Origin of the sequence: [Clostridium] symbiosum ATCC 14940 (assembly GCF_000466485.1) — a bacterium.
Classification (GTDB): domain Bacteria; phylum Bacillota; class Clostridia; order Lachnospirales; family Lachnospiraceae; genus Otoolea; species Otoolea symbiosa.
On sequence record NZ_KE993038.1, the window covers coordinates 7,492 to 24,127 of the forward strand.

A 16,636-nucleotide genomic window follows, 5' to 3' on the forward strand; every position below is an offset into this window, starting at 1 on the left:
TAACAGGAGAACTTTCCTGTTAAATTAAAAAAACCCGTCCTTGACAGAAAAATAGAATCTGTCAAGGACGGGTATCACAGACCCGCGGTGCCACCTTGATTCATGGATCAAATCCATGCGCTTTGCGAGATACTAACATATCTCCGGCAACTGACGTATGCCCCACGTCACAGAATACTCGGCAGCAACGCTGCTTTTGACTGTGCCCTCGGCGGTCCATTTGGCAATCTGCATTTCGATCCGGTTCTCAGCATCCCGGACTCTCTGTGCGCGCATAATTACTTTGATCTCCGCTTCATCGGTTTAAGCTAATAAATTGTTATTGTAAAATATACTATGTTTAAAATGATTTGTCAATTATTTTTTTAAGATTTTTAATGATATCAGCCGTTACTGTTCACATGGTTATGTCCCGCGAGGTGTTTGCGTGCGTTTTCTGCGCGAAAATCCCGAGTTACACGGCGCGAAACTGCGTTTTATGCAGTTTCTGTGCATCGCGAAGCGTGTTATTGTTTACATCATGCCGCTTTTTGGCATGGTGTGAACAGTAACTATCAGCCGTAGGTTTCATGGCATTGGCTGCATCCAGGTAAAACCGGGCAGATTGCGCAGGATGCCGAACAGGAGCAGAATGACGGTCATGCCGGCCAGGAGCCAGGTCTGAAACCGCGTCAGCCGGCCGTTTCCGGTCTTTACATAGCGCACGGCTGTCTGAATGGCAATTGCCAGTCCGGCCGGCAGCAGCAGAAAGATGGCGGCATTGGCCCTGAAGGCCGATACAAAGTCCAGGCGAAAGAGCGCCAGACACATGCGGCTTACACCGCATCCGGGACAATATAAACCGGTTATCTGATGAAACATGCAGGGAATCAGGGGGCGTCCCGCCAAATTACAGATTAATAAATAAAACAGACCGGCTCCTGCGAGCCAGCCTGTCCTGATACAAAGCTTTTTAAAACGGTTACGCATCCGGCAGATACTTATTCAGCTCATACTGCAAAAGAGAATAGGCTACGATGCTGAAGCCAAACAGACTGAGAAGCAGATAAACAACCGGCGCGCTGCCCCTCGGCTCACCGTGCTGTTCGTGCAGCATCTCGACAGCATTTCCCATCTGATACATCCAGAACAGGGAGTAGATTCCGCAGGTGATTAGTGAGAACAGAAAGACTGTCCCTCCGCTGGTGCCTATTCTTCCGGACAGAGCATTCGTCTCGTCATTCAGTACAATCATCCAGTAAATCCCATAGATTCCGCATGTTACAAAAAGCAGTAAAATACACACTGCAATATTGCGCTGTTTCATTGGTTAGTTCCTCCTTGGTACAGTCTTTAAATACACGGCTTTGATTCCGTCACAGGAACGGCGGTTAATCGCCGGAGCCTACAGAGTCTGTGCTCTGTCTTTGATATTCTGATGAAAATTGATAATGTCGTGTTCATATTCCTGATCCATAAGACTGGACGTAATCATGAAATCAGCCGTCGCCTTATTGTTGGCTATGGGGATATCATATACCTGAGCAATTCTGAGAAGCGCCTTTACGTCGGGATCATGGGGCTGTGCGGTAAGAGGGTCGGAAAAAAAGATGATAAAATCAATCTGTCCCTCCACAATCTTAGCTCCAATCTGCTGGTCACCGCCCAGAGGGCCGCTGTTATAGCCCTTTACCGGAAGACTTGTATAGTCTGTGATCATCCTGGCGGTGGTTCCTGTTCCGCATAAAAAATGCTTCTTCAGGATCTCCTTGTTCTCCTCGCACCAGTTAATCAGCTCCTTCTTTTTATTATCATGGGCAATTAATGCTATATTTTTTTGTTTTCCGATAGTCATCGTTAAATAATCCATATTAATCACTCTCCTTCTCACTGATTTTTACATAAATTGGCATAAATGTCAAGAAAAGCGGTATTATTGCATGTTTTCTCTGTTTATCTGAAACAATCGTTCAGACGAAAGACTCCGCCGGGGGTATCGGCCCCGTCCACTGGCCTGCGGCCGCTGAGTGTCTCATGCGTTAAGTGCGGGCCGGCCTGCCGGAAACACGCAGTGGCCGCGACAGGGCCCCCCCTCACCACACCGGACATGATCCGTTCCGGATGCGTCCTCCGGGCCTCAGTTATTAATTATAACATTATATTGTAAAGTCAGCTGTTTCAGCATGTAAAAGTATGGTATAATGATCGCATAGCATTATACTGTGCAAAAAGGTTTCTGCGTCCACCGCAGGATGAAAATCAGGATACGATTCAGAATGAAGGAGACAGATGTGGATAAGCCAGGCATAGGCAGCCGTGCCATATTAAGAACCGTCATATCGGTTGTCTGTATTTTTGTAACGGGAATTCTTCTTTTCTATGCATATAATAATATTACGAAAAGCATGAGCGCGAGCAATCTCAGAAGAGTGGCACAGCAGAACATAACTGTTTATGATATACGTTTTTCGGATAACAGGAGCATGCTCCGCAATATCAGCGGGACTTTAAAAATGTTTAACCAGATGGACAGAGAGCAGCTTTCTCGTTATCTGGATAAAAATGCGGCGGAAAACCATCTTTTCGGCATCTATCTGATAGACAGTGAGGGATATATATCCGGAAAAGATGGGGGCGGAAGAAGATTCAGCCTTCCTCTGACTTGGACCGTCTCCTTAAGGAGAAGGAAGATGTCTTCAGGGTCGGGGTTTTTAATAATTCGGAGGACGCTGTTTTTGTAGGTATTCCTGTGGAGCCATATGAGGTGGCGGGAGTGCAGGTAGCGGCCGTAGCAATGGCATACAGTAATGCCTCCCTGTACGAAAATCTTAATGAACAGCTTTATGACGGGGCGGCAACTATTATACTGGCCGACGGGTATGGACATGCATTTATGCGTACCGTTGGAAATATGTCACCCGGTGAGACATTCTACAGTGTGGAGACTTATTTTGGGGAACTGTCATTTACAAACGGAATCGTGCTTTCGAATATAACAGAGCGGGCAATACAGGGAAAAAGCACTACCGTATGGGCAAAAGACGGGAAGGTGGAATACTGTATCAGCGTGCTTCCGTTTAAAAGCATGGACGGCTATCAGATTTTTATGGTGCCGGCGGAGGTGATTAAGGCGGCGGTCAGCGACAACCTGAGAAAAGTGCTTGTTAACTGCGGAATGAGCCTTGTCCTTGTAGCGCTCACGCTCATTTATTTTAATTTATATACTTACAGACGTGATAAGGGGCAATATCTTGAGATTATCCGTGCAAAAGAAGAAGCCGAGGCTGCCAACAGGGCTAAAAGCATGTTCCTTTCCAATATGTCACATGACATAAGGACGCCGATGAACGCCATTATAGGAATGACACGGATTGCGCGGGAAAATATTGGCGATGGGGAACGGGTGGAGGACTGCCTGAAGAAGATAGATATCTCTTCCAGGCTGCTCTTGGGAATAATCAATGATGTGCTTGATATGTCAAAGATTGAAGCGCGGAAAGTAGAATTGGCAAGGGAAGCTTTCTCGATGGGGGCCATGATCGATTCCAACCGGATGATTATGGAGAGACAGGCGGAGAACAAGCAGCTGACACTGGAATTCAAAAAGACGAATCTGAACCATGATGCAGTCGTCGGAGACTCGGTCCGGCTCAGCCAGATTATCATGAATATTCTGAGCAATGCGGTAAAATGCACCCCGGAAGGCGGAAGGATAACGTTTGAGATTATAGAACTGCCCTGTACCCGTGAAGATTCCGGCCGGTACCGTTTCGTGATATCCGACACAGGGGTTGGGATGTCGGAGGAATTCCAGAAGCATATTTTTGAACCTTTTACCCAGGAAAATGATTATGGAAGATCCAGATATAAAGGAACAGGACTTGGAATGGCCATTACAAAAAAACTGGTGGGGCTGATGGGAGGAACCGTTGAAGTTGAGAGCAGACAGGGGGAAGGGACTGTTTTCAGAGTGGAATTGGAACTGCCCCTGGCTTCCCAGGAGGAGGTTCAAAGCGGGACGAAGGAGCCGGAGGACTCCGTATTCCGGTCTCAGGAGCTTTTAGACAGTCTGGCCGGGAAGCGGTGCCTCATTGCGGAAGATAATGAGCTGAATGCGGAGATTGCCGCCGCGTTTCTGGAAATGGCCGGGATTAAGAGTGAGAAAGCCTCAAACGGACAGGAGGCGGTTGAAATCTATAAAAGGAGGGAAACCGGATTTTTTGATATTATACTGATGGATATCCGGATGCCGGAAATGGATGGTTATGAAGCATGCAGGCAGATCCGGGGAGCCGGCCGGCGCGACAGTCTGACCATACCGATTGTGGCAATGACGGCAAATGCATTCAGTGAAGACATTGAACTCGCCGGAAAAAGCGGAATGAATGCCCATCTGGCAAAGCCTGTTGATGCGGAGCAGATGATATCTTTATTAAAAGAAGTGCTGGCAGGGGAGAAGAACGGTTAAGACTGTTTCTTCTCCTTTCGTATTGCAGAAAAAGGTTTGTCCGAAGCAATAAAGATACTTTTAAGATAAGCTGTAACAAAACTGCCGTAGAGCTGTCTTACAGGAAAAGGAGGAGATATGAACAACAGCGAATTTGAACTGGTTTATCAAAAATATGCAAAACAGCTCTTCTATTTCCTGCTGAAATTATGCGGAGACTATGATATGGCGGAGGATTTGGCTCAGGAGACATTTATGAGAGCATATCAGAGCATCGATTCCTTCAGAGGCGACTGCAGACTGGACGTATGGCTCTGCCAGATAGGAAAGAATTTGTTTTACAACCAGCAGCGCCGGGATGACAGGCTGGCTGGTTCCGACGGCATGGAGAAAATGCCGGGAAATGAAAATATAGAAGAAGCCACGATCCGCAGCCATATGGCAAGGGATGTGATAAAACAGGTGCGGACGGTACCGGAGCCGTACCAGACGGTTTTCCTGCTGCGGATTATTCTGGAATATGATTATAAGAAAATAGGTGAATGTTACGGCAATTCGGACGTGTGGGCCAGAGTGGTGTTTTACCGTGCCAAAAACATGCTGCAGAAAAAATTAAAGGAGGAATTGCATTATGAAGTGTGAAATTATACGGGATTTGCTCCCTCTTTATATTGAAAATCTGTGCAGTGAAGAGAGCTGCAGGGAGGTGGAGGCCCATCTTGCATCCTGCGGCCGGTGCAGGGCGGAATACCGGAATATGACGGCTGAGGTTCCGGTAGCGGAGACAGACGAGGAACGGGTTCAGAAAATTCTTAAAGAAGCAGATTTATTTATTAACAGTAAAAAAGAGGTGGAACGCTCTTTTGTGGATCGTGTACTCAGGGTGTTTAATTTAATTGTTTTCTGTCTGGCGGCAGTCTGCAATGTCCTGGCAGCGGTTGTTGTAATATTTGGATACGGATTGAGATATCCATCAGTTTATCTGGATTATAAAGGATTTCTCCAGATCTTCATTATACTGTATGCTCTGTGCCCAACCGTAATAAGCCTGGTCAACCTTTGCATCATGAAACGGTATCCGGGACGGAAGAAAATACTCACCCGGGTACTTTCAGGCGTGCTGGTTCCGGCCGTACTGGCGGGCCTGATCGGTACGGTGTCCCTGTTTTTAATCCCGCCGTTTTGTTCCGCCACATCCCGGATAACGGCTTATATGAAAGTCGATAAGGATGTGGAGGACAGCGTACGGGCCGCTGCCGTTTGCTTTCCGGCTGCCGTTCCGGAGGCCGCAGAGGCCGCGGCTTACCATTACAGTAAATTTTCCACGCTGTTTGAAGACTCATGGGAGCTGGAGGCGGGGTGGAACCTTCCTAAGCAGGAGTTTGAAAGTGAGAAAAAGCGAATATCGGAACTCCGCGCCCTAAGCCGAAAGAGTGAGACGAAAAGCGGTACGGAGTATACGGTTTCCGGTATGGTTTATCCGGAAGGAGTTTCAGTGACGGTTATCTTTGATGATGCTGCGGGCCGGATTGAGTACCGGGCGCATTTCAGCGGGAGTAAGTAAACCGGGCCGGCGGTTATAGACACAAAGAATTTTTGTGGAAATAGTAAAATAATATTGTTTTAATTTGTAAATACGACATGCTATAATCAATTTGCTGAAACATACAGGAACATTGAGCTTAGGAATGTTCAAATTTAACAGAAGGCAGACGTGCCGATACTATCTGTATTGTTGTTTTGCGTTGTAATGCTGATCAGCCCACCGGAAAAATTGTAAAACTTATCTGAAAGGGAAATGTTACATGAATAGCATGTTTATAGCGTTATTGATTCTTGCGGTCACGATCGCACTGTTTATCTGGGAGCCGATTCCAATTGTAGTTACGGCCATCGGCGCCTCCATCCTGTATGCCTATACGGGAATTATAGAAGTGAATACGATTTTCAGCGGTTACAACAGTACTACCATTGTGCTGCTGGCCGGAATGATGGTGGTGGGATCTTCCCTGTTCCATTCCGGCGTGACTGATATCATCGGAGAAAAGATGGTAAAAATTACCGGAAAAAGTGAGAGGAATATTATTCTGGCAACGCTTATCGTGTCCTGCGTTCTCAGCGCCGTATGCAGCAATATCGGCGTTATGGTGGCAATGGCGCCGCTCGTTACCGCGATGTGTATCTCTGCCGGTTATGGGCCGTCAAAGGCCCTGCTGGCGCTGCTGTTCGGCTCCCAGTTCGGAGGATTTGTCACTCTGGTAGGCGTAGGTTCAAACGCATCGGCGGCCGGTGTGATGCAGGAACTGGGATATGAACCGTTTGGCTTTTTCTCTATCACGCCTTTTGGAATCGGAATCTGCATCATCGGAACGCTCTTCTTTGCCTTTGTTGGCAGTAAGATGCTGCCGGATACCGGATATGTTCCTGAATTTGCCCAGACGGAGAAAAAGGAATTTGATAAAAAGAAGGCTGTAATCTGCGGTCTTACCATGTTCTGTGTGCTGGCTGTGATTGCCTCCGGCTCTAAAAAGGTGCCGATGCATATTGCGGCGGTTGTGGGAGCCCTGGTAATTGTGGGTTCCGGCTGTATGAGTGTAAAGGACGCTGTTAAGGCAATCGACTGGAACTGTCTGATTCTTGTAGGAGCCTTAAGCGCTATCTCTTCCGGTATCAAGGAGTGCGGCGCAGGTGATGCCGTCGCCAATCTGATTATACGGATTCTCGGTGAACAGCCCAGCGCATTCATGATCAGCACGGTCATATTCTTTGCGGCGGTACTTTTGACACAGGTTATGTCCAATATTCCGACGATCCTCGTATTTATGCCGATTGGCCTCTCTATTGCCGAAAAAATCGGCGTCAGTCCATATCCGATTGCCATGATTATAACTCTGGCCGGTGCGGCTTCCTATGCAACGCCCTTTGCCGCTCCCCAGAATATGATGACGGTCGGCTGGACAAAATATAAGTTCATGGATTTTGTGAAGATTGGTGTCCCGATGGTACTGCTTACCTATGTGGTCGTCGTGGCCCTGATTCCCATTTTCCTTCCATACTAGTCAGACAGGAGGCATGAGATGAAAGAGCTGTTAAATGGGGCCTGGGATTTACATTTTCATACGGCTCCGGATGTCGTTCCCAGAAAATATACGGATCTCGAGCTGGCGGAGGAATGGAGCGGCGCCGGTATGAAGGGAGGCGTTATCAAGTGCCATTATGCCGACACCACAGGCCGGGCTGCAATGCTTCGTTCGCTTTTCCCGGGACTTAAGGTGTACGGAGGGCTGGTGCTGAACCGTCAGGCGGGAGGATTGAACCCGGACGCGGCGGAACGGATGGCCCAGGCCGGGGGAAAATATCTCTGGTTTCCCACCATGGATTCCCTGAGTTACAGAAAATTCCATCAGGGAGGCGGCACGGATACGGAACTTTCATCCTGTATTCAGGTATGCGAGGATGGAGGAAGGCTGCTTCCCGGAGCATATGATGTGCTGGATGTGGCGGCCAGGTACGGCCTGATAGTCGGAACGGGCCATGTGGGTGAGAAGGAAGGCGTTATGCTGGTCCGTGAGGCCGTCCGGCGCGGTGTGAAGAATGTGGTTCTGACCCATGCCGAAAACCCGGCTACCCGGTTCTCGGCCGAGGCCAGGAAGGAATGTATAAAGCTGGGAGCTTTCGTGGAACACAGTTGTTTTACTGTTTACCATAACCGGATTAGCTGGGAGGAGATGTCTGCCCAGATTAGGGAAAACGGGCCGGAACACAGCCTGCTGGTTACTGATTTCGGACAGTTGAATTCACCCGGTTCGGCAAGAGGCCTTACAGAATTTGCAGAGGGGCTTATAAAGCACGAGATTAAGGAAGCGGAGATTGAAATGATGATAAAGGAAAACCCGGCCGCCCTTATGGAAGCAGATTGAGGAATGTTCTTGGCGGATTCCCATATCCCCTCTGCAATTGATTTGGCCTACTTCCCCGGTTCAGGTTTTTGCCGGATCCATAAGACGCAGGCGAAGATTTTCGCGGCACCGGACCCGGCCCGCTTCTGACGCTGATTTTAAATCCGGTATTCCTCTTCCGGCCCTAATTCCGCTCATCTATTTAAACATCAAATCGATTAAATTCCCAACAACAACACTCAAACAACAACATCAGTCCATATCTATCATACATCCAACAATATCTATCCCATATAGAAACGCTCAGCAGCCGCAAGCCAGAGGACGGGGCCAATATACCCGGCGGAGTCTTTCGTTCCGGCGAAAATATTCCTTTGGGGCGGAGGAGAGGATATAGTCTGCGGACGCCTTTGGAATCCATCGCTGAATAGCGAGGTCCTATCGAGCTTAGCAGCGCGATGCATTCCACCGAGTGGAAACGTGCTCCGCAGACTATATCCTCTCCGCAGTCCCAACCCACGACAATCTCCCCCGGGACGAAAGACTCATCCAATTAAATTCACCACCCCGTCCGCTTATTTATTTTACGGTTTCGATGCGCTGAAATTTTTACCGGTATGAAAATGGGAAAGACTATGTTATAATATAACCGATTATACGCTTTTTTGGAGGAGACCATGGCGGCTGAAAATGCAATTGAAATAAAAGATGTTACAAAAATATACCGGCTGTATGAACAACCCATCGACCGTTTAAAGGAGTCACTGAATATCGGTAAAAAACAATATCACCGGGATTTCTATGCCCTCAGCAGGATTTCTTTTTCCGTGGAAAAGGGACAGACCGTCGGAATCATCGGAACGAACGGTTCGGGCAAATCGACTATATTAAAGATTATTACAGGAGTCCTGACGCCGACATCGGGCGAGGTGATGGTGAACGGCAAGATATCGGCCCTTCTGGAGCTGGGAGCCGGTTTTAACATGGATTACACCGGGATTGAGAATATTTATATGAACGGAACCATGATGGGATTTTCACGCAGGGAGATGGAGGATAAGCTTCAGGATATTCTGGATTTTGCCGATATCGGAGACTTTGTCTATCAGCCGGTAAAGACGTATTCCAGCGGTATGTTTGTGCGTCTTGCCTTTGCTCTTGCTATCAACGTGGAGCCGGAAATTCTGATTGTCGATGAGGCGCTGTCGGTCGGCGATGTCTTTTTCCAGTCCAAGTGCTACAGACGGATGGAAGAAATCCGGAAGAATGGAACGACAATTGTGATGGTTACCCATGATATGGGCAGTATTATAAAATATTGTGATAAGGTTATTCTGTTAAACAGAGGCGAATTTATTGCCGAAGGTTCTGCCGGCAAGATGGTTGATATGTACAAAAAAATCCTGGCCGGTCAGATGGAGGCGCTGCGGGAAGAGATTACCAGGATGAACGATTTTTCGGGTGAGAAGGTCGTACTGGCCGAGGCAGGCAGCGGGGAAACCAAAGCGGAGGATAAAGACAGGGCTTTAGCAGGCGGCCAGACGGCAGGCCCGTCGCTGATGCGGGATAAGCTGACCATTAATGCCAATCGTGAGGAGTACGGAGACGGGAGGGCTGAAATCTTTGATATGGGCCTGATTGATCAGCGGGGTAATATCACAAACCTGCTTTTGAAAGGCGAAATGTTCACGATTAAGGAAAAAATCAGGTTTAACCAGGAGATACAGGCTCCTATCTTTACGTACACAATTAAGGATAAGAAGGGCAGCGATTTAACCGGTACCAATACCTTGTTTGAGGGAACGGATATTAAACCGGTGAAAAAGGGCGATGTCTATGAGGTGTCCTTCACACAGAAAATGACGCTCCAGGGCGGGGAATACCTGCTGTCCATGAGCTGTACCGGCTTTGAGAACGGAGAGCATGTGGTATACCACCGGCTTTATGATGTGGCGAATATTACCGTGATTTCCAACAAGAATACGGTAGGCGTTTACGATATGGAACCGGAAGTGGAAGCACATCTGGTGCAAGAGTAAAATCTGCAATGCATGAGGAACTTAGATGGAAGAGTGGAAGAAGAATATAAAGAAGAAGAACCCTAACGGTGAAATTCTCGCGCTGCTTGATAAATACGGCAATGATACAAAGAGGGCTCTGAAGGAAAATAAAAAGCTGGAATATCTCTATGCCCTGGCTCCGCTGAGGGAAAATCTGTTAGAGTGGTATGAATTCAGAAAAGGCGGCCGACTGCTTCAGGCGGGTGCTGATTTTGGAGCGCTTACCGGTCTGTATCTGCGTAAAACCGGTTCGGTAACGGTTCTCGATGAGTCCGAGGAAAGTTTGGAAGTCGTAAGACGCAGGTATCGGGGAGAAACCGGCCTTCGGCTGGAATGCGGGAGTCTGACTGCATACAGCAGACAGAAGGAGAACAGCGGCAGCTTCGATTATGTGCTACTTATCGGCCGGCCAAACGGCAGCGAAGGCCTGGGCGCACAGATTGAGGCGGCCAAACGTCTTCTGGCGCCGGGCGGAACCATTATTCTTGCCGTCTGCAACCGGTTCGGACTCAAATATTTCGCCGGTACGCAGAGAGATGCGGTGAGCGCGACCAAAAAGAATCTGGAGGAACTTCTGGCAGGGGGCAGTTTTTACTATCCGATGCCGGATTACAAACTGCCGTCTGTCATTTATTCAGATCGGTATCTGCCGAAAAAAGGCGATTTGACGGGAATGCCGGCGCTTTATGACTACCCGGAGTACCTGCTGATGGATGTGGGCGCCGCTTACGACGCCGTATGTGAGGACGGCCAGTTTGAGAATTTTGCAAATTCCTTCCTCGTGATTTGGAGCGCTCATAAGAATGAAGGAGAATAGACGGCAATGGCAGAGCTAATATTTGTAAAATATAACAGGACGAGGCGGGAAAAATTTCAGATTAAGACGCAGATTATGGAAGAAGCCGGAGTGCGTTTTGCAGAAAAGACAGCCCTGTGCGAAGAGGGAATCCCCCATATCCGTTCGTTTGAGGAAAAATATAATTTTCTGACCAGCCAGAACGGGAGCCTGTTTCTGGTAAAGCCGGAGCTTGTTAAGGACGGCAGAACGGCCCGTTTTGATTACCTGCAGGGAAAGACGCTGGCGGAGCTTCTGGGGGAGGAACTTAATTCAGGAGTGATAATCCCTGCAGTGAAGAAAGGCATGGAGCTTATCTATGACATCCGTCCGGAATATATCTCGGATTTCCATGTAACGCCGGAATTCATGGAAGTGTTCGGATTGACGGGTGAATTGAGTTCGGAGGATGAGGAGCGGCTTAAATGGCGGACCTCAGACAGGAGGGAGCCGGAGCAGTCTTACAGAGCCTCCAATATCGACGCTCTTTTTGAAAATATGCTGGTGACGGAGGATGGTGTCTATGCCCTGGATTATGAATGGGTATTCCTGTTCCCGGTTCCGGCCGGTTTTGTGCGTTACAGAACACTCCATTATTTTTACAGACAGTATCAGAGCCTGATAAACGGGCAGTTTGAAAACCAGGCTCAGTTCCTGAAGGAATTCGACATTGATGAGACGATGCTCCCGCTTTATGAAATAATGGAGAGGAGCTTCCAGGAATATGTCCACGGAGAGAACCAGAGAACGTACCAGGAAGATTTCATGGTGGAGACCAAGACGGTCGCAGAGCTAAGGCAGGTGGACGGTGAGCTTATGCGGGCCAGAGAGCGCATCGAACAGCTCAGGGCTGAAATCTCGGAGAAGGACACCGCCCTCAAAAAAGTCCAGGAGGTACAGCGCCTGACGAATAATCATGTGGCTAATCTTGAGGTGATTATTGGCGATCTGCGCCGTGAAATCGGTGAGATGGGGAAAACACTGACCTATTTAAACCGCCACGAAGCGATTATTTTTAAGGTGAGAAGGAAAATCGGGCAGGCATTTAATAAAATGTATCCGAAGGGGACCAGAAAGCGGAAGATTCTGGGTTACTGCAAGAATACTCTTCTTCACCCGGTAAAGTACATTGGAATGTATACATCCGGGGAGGGAAAAAATAGAATCAAGGGCGATTTTGAGATCGGAGAAGAGTACCTGCAATATGGAAAACTCATATTCCCGAAGGCAGACAGCCCGGAAGTATCGATTGTGATTCCCGTTTACAATCAGATTCATTATACTTATCTCTGCCTTGCATCGATTCTGGAGCATACAAAGGATGTGAGCTATGAGATTGTGATTGCGGATGACGTTTCCGGCGATGCGACGGAGCATCTGGGAGAATTTGCCGAGGGGATTACAATTTGCCGGAATGAAACGAACCAGGGATTCTTAAGAAATTGTAACCATGCGGCCAAATCTGCAAGGGGCCGGTATATAATGTTTTTAAACAATGATACACAGGTGACGGAGGGCTGGCTCAGTTCGCTGGTCAGTCTGATTCAGTCGGATGATTCTATCGGTATGGTCGGATCCAAGCTGGTTTATCCGGACGGCCGTCTTCAGGAGGCGGGAGGCATCATCTGGAGCGACGGTTCGGGATGGAATTACGGCCGTCTGGATAATCCGGACAAGGCCGAATATAATTATGTAAAAGATGTGGACTATATATCGGGTGCCGCGATACTGCTTTCCGCTGAACTGTGGAACCGGATTGGAGGCTTTGACGAACGGTTTGCTCCTGCCTACTGTGAGGATTCGGATCTGGCTTTTGAGGTCAGAAAGGCGGGATACAGAGTCGTCTACCAGCCGCTTTCCAAGGTGATTCATTTTGAGGGCGTCTCCAACGGAACGGATGTAAATGGTTCCGGCCTGAAACGGTACCAGGTGGAGAACAGCGAAAAGCTGAAAGAAAAATGGAAAGAGGAATTTAAGAAGCAGTGCGTGAATACCGGCAGTCCGAACCCCTTCCGGGCCAGGGAGAGAAGTATGGGAAAACCGATTATCCTGGTGGTGGATCATTATGTTCCGACATTTGATAAAGATGCAGGGTCTAAAACAACGTTCCAGTATCTGAAGATGTTTCTGAATAAGGGGTATGCGGTAAAATTTTTAGGCGATAATTATCTTCACGAGGAGCCATATACCACAGTCCTTCAGCAGATGGGAATCGAGGTTCTGTACGGACAGGAGTATCTGACCGGTATCTGGGACTGGCTTGATAAAAATGGAAAAGAAATCAGCATCGCCTATCTGAACCGTCCTCATATCGCTGCAAAATATGTGGATTATATCGCAGAGCATACGGATATTAAGATTATTTATTATGGCCATGATCTCCATTTTATGAGGGAATTCAGGGAATATGAGCTGACCGGGGATACAGGGAAAAAACGTGATTCCGAATACTGGAAGTCGATTGAATTCTCACTGATGCATAAGGCTGCCGTATCCTACTATCCGTCTGTTGTGGAGGAGGAAGCAATCCATGATGTGGATGAGACGGTAAATGTGAAGGCAATTACCGCCTATGTGTACGATACGTTTCTGGATAATCTGAATCAGGACTTTGCAAAGAGGGAAGGACTTTTGTTTGTCGGAGGATTTGCCCATCCGCCGAATGCGGATGCCGTTCTGTGGTTTGCAAAAGAGGTATTCCCGATGATCCGGGAGAAACTGGATGTGAATTTTTATGTGGTCGGTTCCAGGGTGACCGATGAAATCAAAGCTTTGGAGCAGCCGGGAAGCAAAATTATCGTCAAGGGGTTTGTTTCCGAGGAGGAGCTGTCGGAGCTTTACCGGAGCTGCCGGATTGTCATCGTTCCGCTCAGATATGGAGCAGGCGTCAAAGGAAAGGTAGTCGAGGCCATTTATAACGGAGCGCCGATAGTAACCACTTCTGTGGGAAGCGAAGGGATTCCGGATGTCGAAGACGTGCTGCTGGTGGAGGATAAACCGGAAGATTTCGCCGGGGCGGTAGTGAAGCTTTACGGTGATGAGAAACGGCTTGCACAGCTTAGCCAAAAGACACAGGAGTACATTAAAGCTCATTTCAGCGTGGATGCGGCATGGGAAGTGATTCGGGAAGATTTTGAAGTGTAACGGTAACCGCCGGGCCGGTGTGAAGGCAGGACGGGGAAAAGGCAGATACCAAAGGAGAATACGGTGTCTGCTTTTTCTGTTGCTGGGAACAGGCAGCAGCTGCCTCAGCCGACCGCCAGGAGGGACCGGCCGCTGGAGCGTAAGGCAAAAATAGTCGAGAGCTTTTCTTTTTATCACTTTATAATGTCAGACAGGGAGGTGAGAGACATGCAGGAACAGATTGATGCGGTGCAGCGTATGCAGGACTATATCGGCAGTCATCTGACGGAAGAGATAACACTGGCCGATTTGGCGGGGGTATCATTATTTTCCCCGTGGTATTCCTACAGGCTGTTTACCCGCCAGACAGGTATCACACCGGCTGACTATATCCGGCGGATGCGTTTGTCAAAGTCGGCGCTGAAGCTTAGGGATGACGCCGGTAAGATTGCCGATGTGGCGTTCGAAATGGGCTTTGGCAGCGTGGAACCGGTCTGCCTCTGGCTCCCGCGTAAATACATTAAACCGGGAACTTCGGAATATGTTCAGGGAGTCGAGGTTCCTGCTGATTATGACGGGGCCCTGCCGGAAGGTTTTGAGATTCTGGAGCTGCCGGCTGCAAAATATATGATGTTCCAGGGCGAGCCGTTTGCGGAAGAGGATTATTGCCTGGCGATTGAAGAGGTAAAAGAGGCGATCAGGAGATACGATCCGTCGGTAACCGGATACAGGTGGGATGAAGAAAATCCGAGAATCCAGCTTGAGCCGGTGGGAAGCAGAGGATATATAGAAATGCTGGCGGTTAAATAAGCAGATGAGGACGCTGACGGTACGGCCGGCGTCCTCACCTGCTTATTTATTGATGACGGTGACCTGTGCGCGGAGCGTGCAGGTTATCGCTGCGACAGTCCGGACAGGCCAGCGCATTTGTTGCGCTGACCGTGAAAAAGGGCAGCATAGCGAACTGTTGCTATGTAATTACTTTAAGGATTTTATTTTTTCAGAGAGCTCTTTCAACTGTTCTTCAGAAGGAATATACTGTATCTTCAGCGTCTCAAGGCAGATATCAAAACCGCATTTCTTCAGCTCTTCCTCGATTTGTCCGTTGGCCTGTCCGCCCCAGCCGTAAGAACCGAAGGAAAATGCCTGCCGGTTTTTCGGGGAAAGGCCCTTCATATAGCAGAGAAAGGCAGCCACGGTGGGAAGCATATTGTTGTTGAGAGTAGGCGAGCCCACGGCGACATATTTGCAGTCAAGAAGGCTGACAACGATATCGGAAATATGGGTCTGCTTCAAATCAAACAGCTTAACCGGTTCTCCCTTTTCGGTAAACGCTTCGGCTATGGTCTGAGCCATGGTCTCTGTGGAGTGCCACATGCTGTCAAAGACAATGAGGGCGCCGGCCTCCGGTACGCTGCTGCTCCAGTGTTCATAAGCATTCAGAATATCGGCCACATGGCTTCTCCAGATAACGCCGTGACTCGGCGCAATCATCTCCGGTTCCATTTCTTTTACAATCTTCCAGGCACCTGCGGCCTGTTTTCCATAACACATGATAATATTTGCATAATATTTTTTGGCTTCCTGCATCGTTTCACAGAAATCAGAATCGTCGTCAAAACGCGTGTTAGTGCAGTAATGCTGTCCGAATGCATCATTGGAGAAAAGTATCTTTTCCCCCGGGCACCAGGTTACCATATTATCCGGCCAGTGGAGCATCGGTGTGGTGACAAAGGAGAGGCTGCGTTTTCCGAGACTCAAAGTATCGTTGTTCTTTACGGCCATATAATTGTGAGGGCCGTAGTGGGCGGTGAGCCCTTTTACTCCGCTGGGAGCGCTTGTAACTACCGTTGCGTTCGGGCAGGCCTCCATCAAGGCCGGCAGAGCGCCGGAATGATCCATTTCCACATGGTTGGAAATGATATAGTCAATTCTTGAAGGCTCGATGATACTGCTGATGCGCTCCAGAAGCTCCCGGGAAAACGGGGCCTTAACGGTATCGATCAATGCAACCTTTTCATCAATAATCAGATAGGCATTGTAGGTGGCTCCGCGGTTGGTCGTATATCCGTGGAAATTACGCAGGTGCCAGTCTAAGGCCCCCACCCAGTAAATGCCATCTTTAATCTGAATTGCGTTCATATTTGGTTCCTCCTTGTCAATTGTATGTGGTGAAAAGTTCACTTTTCATCGCGTCGCGCCGTGAAACTCGGGATTTTCGTGCAGAATATGCACGAAAACACCTCGCGGGACACTACCTGTGAACAGTAACATAAAAACTGCATTATATGTA

The 16,636-nt window shown here is 48.5% G+C and carries 14 protein-coding genes; 10 read left to right on the forward strand and 4 right to left on the reverse strand.

The window, feature by feature from the left end; translation table 11 throughout:
• Nucleotides 1–567: 567 nt before the first annotated feature.
• The 3 genes from CLOSYM_RS20830 to CLOSYM_RS20840 all read right to left on the reverse strand — a co-directional run bounded on the left by CLOSYM_RS20830 (nt 568) and on the right by CLOSYM_RS20840 (nt 1,849).
• A complete protein-coding gene (locus CLOSYM_RS20830; RefSeq protein ID WP_021643695.1) occupies nt 568–969 on the reverse strand; it encodes a DUF2752 domain-containing protein in 402 nt (133 codons plus the stop codon).
• Complete coding sequence (locus CLOSYM_RS20835) at nt 962–1,306, reverse strand: DUF4234 domain-containing protein (RefSeq protein WP_021643696.1); 345 nt, start codon at nt 1,304–1,306, stop codon at nt 962–964. The genes CLOSYM_RS20830 and CLOSYM_RS20835 overlap by 8 nt, the downstream gene beginning before the upstream one ends.
• Before the next feature lie 78 nt (nt 1,307–1,384).
• Entirely contained in the window at nt 1,385–1,849 is a 465-nt protein-coding gene (locus tag CLOSYM_RS20840; RefSeq protein ID WP_003497666.1) for a methylglyoxal synthase, read from the reverse strand.
• Nucleotides 1,850–2,255: 406 nt separating this feature from the next.
• Between CLOSYM_RS20840 and CLOSYM_RS23580 the strand changes: the two genes are divergently transcribed.
• From CLOSYM_RS23580 to CLOSYM_RS20885, 10 genes are all read left to right on the forward strand, one after another.
• Nucleotides 2,256–2,720, forward strand: a complete 465-nt coding sequence (locus CLOSYM_RS23580) for a hypothetical protein (RefSeq protein WP_242828717.1) — start codon at nt 2,256–2,258, stop codon at nt 2,718–2,720.
• Between the two features lie 23 nt (nt 2,721–2,743).
• Nucleotides 2,744–4,447 (forward strand): ATP-binding protein, encoded by a 1,704-nt coding sequence (locus tag CLOSYM_RS20845; protein ID WP_242828718.1) that lies wholly within the window; start codon nt 2,744–2,746, stop codon nt 4,445–4,447.
• Between the two features lie 117 nt (nt 4,448–4,564).
• Nucleotides 4,565–5,068 (forward strand): RNA polymerase sigma factor, encoded by a 504-nt coding sequence (locus tag CLOSYM_RS20850; RefSeq protein WP_021643700.1) that lies wholly within the window; start codon nt 4,565–4,567, stop codon nt 5,066–5,068.
• Nucleotides 5,058–5,990 (forward strand): zf-HC2 domain-containing protein, encoded by a 933-nt coding sequence (locus CLOSYM_RS20855; RefSeq protein ID WP_021643701.1) that lies wholly within the window; start codon nt 5,058–5,060, stop codon nt 5,988–5,990. The genes CLOSYM_RS20850 and CLOSYM_RS20855 overlap by 11 nt, the downstream gene beginning before the upstream one ends.
• A gap of 241 nt (nt 5,991–6,231) precedes the next feature.
• Complete coding sequence (locus tag CLOSYM_RS20860) at nt 6,232–7,485, forward strand: SLC13 family permease (protein ID WP_021643702.1); 1,254 nt, start codon at nt 6,232–6,234, stop codon at nt 7,483–7,485.
• A gap of 18 nt (nt 7,486–7,503) precedes the next feature.
• The gene (locus tag CLOSYM_RS20865; protein ID WP_021643703.1) at nt 7,504–8,346 is read left to right on the forward strand and encodes a DUF6282 family protein; all 843 of its coding nucleotides are present in this window, start codon (nt 7,504–7,506) and stop codon (nt 8,344–8,346) included.
• Nucleotides 8,347–9,002: 656 nt separating this feature from the next.
• Nucleotides 9,003–10,364 (forward strand): ABC transporter ATP-binding protein, encoded by a 1,362-nt coding sequence (locus CLOSYM_RS20870; protein ID WP_003497654.1) that lies wholly within the window; start codon nt 9,003–9,005, stop codon nt 10,362–10,364.
• A gap of 25 nt (nt 10,365–10,389) precedes the next feature.
• Entirely contained in the window at nt 10,390–11,202 is an 813-nt protein-coding gene (locus CLOSYM_RS20875) for a class I SAM-dependent methyltransferase (protein ID WP_003497652.1), read from the forward strand.
• Between the two features lie 6 nt (nt 11,203–11,208).
• Nucleotides 11,209–14,364: a glycosyltransferase gene (locus CLOSYM_RS20880; protein ID WP_021643706.1), complete on the forward strand. Its 3,156-nt coding sequence runs from the start codon at nt 11,209–11,211 to the stop codon at nt 14,362–14,364.
• A gap of 183 nt (nt 14,365–14,547) precedes the next feature.
• On the forward strand, nt 14,548–15,153 hold the full coding sequence (locus tag CLOSYM_RS20885) for a helix-turn-helix domain-containing protein (RefSeq protein ID WP_049943753.1): 606 nt from the start codon (nt 14,548–14,550) through the stop codon (nt 15,151–15,153).
• Between the two features lie 168 nt (nt 15,154–15,321).
• Here CLOSYM_RS20885 and CLOSYM_RS20890 read toward each other — a convergent pair whose 3' ends face one another.
• Nucleotides 15,322–16,485 carry an FprA family A-type flavoprotein gene (locus CLOSYM_RS20890; protein ID WP_021643708.1) on the reverse strand — a complete coding sequence of 388 codons (1,164 nt, stop codon included), beginning with the start codon at nt 16,483–16,485 and terminating at the stop codon, nt 15,322–15,324.
• Between the last annotated feature and the right edge of the window lie 151 nt (nt 16,486–16,636).

What these genes read in the sequence shown, in the direction of transcription:
- CLOSYM_RS20880 (WP_021643706.1), top strand. Translation starts at nt 11,209, where the DNA reads ATGGCAGAGCTAATATTTGTAAAATATAACAGGACGAGGCGGGAAAAA.
- CLOSYM_RS20865 (WP_021643703.1), top strand. Translation starts at nt 7,504, where the DNA reads ATGAAAGAGCTGTTAAATGGGGCCTGGGATTTACATTTTCATACGGCT.
- CLOSYM_RS20875 (WP_003497652.1), top strand. Translation starts at nt 10,390, where the DNA reads ATGGAAGAGTGGAAGAAGAATATAAAGAAGAAGAACCCTAACGGTGAA.
- CLOSYM_RS20890 (WP_021643708.1), bottom strand. Translation starts at nt 16,485, where the DNA reads ATGAACGCAATTCAGATTAAAGATGGCATTTACTGGGTGGGGGCCTTA.
- CLOSYM_RS20850 (WP_021643700.1), top strand. Translation starts at nt 4,565, where the DNA reads ATGAACAACAGCGAATTTGAACTGGTTTATCAAAAATATGCAAAACAG.
- CLOSYM_RS20870 (WP_003497654.1), top strand. Translation starts at nt 9,003, where the DNA reads ATGGCGGCTGAAAATGCAATTGAAATAAAAGATGTTACAAAAATATAC.
- CLOSYM_RS20830 (WP_021643695.1), bottom strand. Translation starts at nt 969, where the DNA reads ATGCGTAACCGTTTTAAAAAGCTTTGTATCAGGACAGGCTGGCTCGCA.
- CLOSYM_RS20835 (WP_021643696.1), bottom strand. Translation starts at nt 1,306, where the DNA reads ATGAAACAGCGCAATATTGCAGTGTGTATTTTACTGCTTTTTGTAACA.
- CLOSYM_RS20855 (WP_021643701.1), top strand. Translation starts at nt 5,058, where the DNA reads ATGAAGTGTGAAATTATACGGGATTTGCTCCCTCTTTATATTGAAAAT.
- CLOSYM_RS20840 (WP_003497666.1), bottom strand. Translation starts at nt 1,849, where the DNA reads ATGGATTATTTAACGATGACTATCGGAAAACAAAAAAATATAGCATTA.
- CLOSYM_RS23580 (WP_242828717.1), top strand. Translation starts at nt 2,256, where the DNA reads ATGAAGGAGACAGATGTGGATAAGCCAGGCATAGGCAGCCGTGCCATA.
- CLOSYM_RS20860 (WP_021643702.1), top strand. Translation starts at nt 6,232, where the DNA reads ATGAATAGCATGTTTATAGCGTTATTGATTCTTGCGGTCACGATCGCA.
- CLOSYM_RS20885 (WP_049943753.1), top strand. Translation starts at nt 14,548, where the DNA reads ATGTCAGACAGGGAGGTGAGAGACATGCAGGAACAGATTGATGCGGTG.